Raw genomic sequence first — 1,295 nt, forward strand, 5'->3', positions numbered from 1 at the left:
TGGAAGAAATAGCCTGAGGGGTCGGTGGCATTTAACGGGTTATTGTGACCCCATTCATGTTTCAGGCTGCATGTCATTCAATAAAATAATCTTATCCAACAGCTGTAACCCCAAGACTTATTACTGAATAGCATTTAATTTTGATCTGACCACAATATTCAACAAAGATACTAGTGACAGCTACTTATCACTGCAATGCATATCGCTATATTTCTCTGTAATAATCGCAACTCTAGTTTCAAGAACTCTTTTATAAATTTTTAAGGTGGAAATTAAATCGCCGGAAATTTCAGCCTGATGCGCTAAAACCAAATGCATACCACTATCATCAATTACATTATCAGAGCTGTAATATTCTGATAACGAGTCAAGACCTTCTTTCAGTAACTGAATGGAAATCTTTACATTCCCTTCCATCTCTTCACTAATAGCAGCACTAAGCTTCTTACTAGAAATAACTCGAGCATCCAAAATTTTATTGCAAATCAAACTAGACTCCTTTGAAAATTTACAAGATGCCAGACTACACGATAAGAAAAAAATAATAAAAAATACAGTATAAATACTATTTAACCTTTTTAAACAATCCATTTTTTCCCTCATAATAAGCTAGGTTATATTGCCTTGCCGTTTCTACTGCAGACATTTGACTCGCAATGCTAAAACTTTTACCCCCCATTATTGCTTTACCAATTCTTATATTATGAGAAGCATTCACGGCATTATAATCAACGTTACGTGGAGTAAGACTTGTTCTTAGATACATAAACTGACCTCCTCCACTTTGGCTAATTATAAATTTATGCCCCTTGTTGATCATATATGCTGCATCTGCACCACTTAATGACACATCAACGTAACCTTCGTCATATGGATGAGTATGAAAAGTTCCGACCACACTCAATCTAGAGGTGACAGCTAAATTTGGAGTAAAAGACCCTGCAGTACCACTACCTTTATTTACAAGTATTGCTTGTTGGCCAGCCAATGCCACAGTGCCTCCTTGCTCTTGGGCACTCCCTCCAGGAAAACTACCTCCCCATAAAGCATCGAATTCACCGTTGAGGCCAGATAAATCGATTTCGTCTGGAGCCGTCAATGCTTTCGCCGGAGTTGAAACTGTATAACGTCGGTTACCACTTTCAGGTTGGGGCTTTTGAGCATGACCATCGGTACTGGCAGTTCCCGATTTGTTGTTAACAGGCTTTGTCGCCGACTTACCACCTGCAGCACCACTTCGCTCAGCCGCATGTGCCTCACCAAGCTCCCTGGCATTTCCCATTACTGCTTGAAAT

Annotated in this window: 2 protein-coding genes; both read right to left on the minus strand. The window is 39.5% G+C overall.

The window, feature by feature from the left end; all coding sequences use genetic code 11:
• Positions 1-180: 180 nt before the first annotated feature.
• Positions 181-489: a hypothetical protein gene (locus tag VT06_RS16740; RefSeq protein WP_046555471.1), complete on the minus strand. Its 309-nt coding sequence runs from the start codon at positions 487-489 to the stop codon at positions 181-183.
• Positions 490-565: 76 nt separating this feature from the next.
• On the minus strand, positions 566-1,295 hold a 730-nt coding region (locus VT06_RS18280), incomplete at its 5' end, for a hypothetical protein (protein WP_161795050.1).

Source organism: Arsukibacterium sp. MJ3, assembly GCF_000987765.1.
In the GTDB taxonomy this organism is placed as follows: Bacteria; Pseudomonadota; Gammaproteobacteria; order Enterobacterales; family Alteromonadaceae; genus Alishewanella.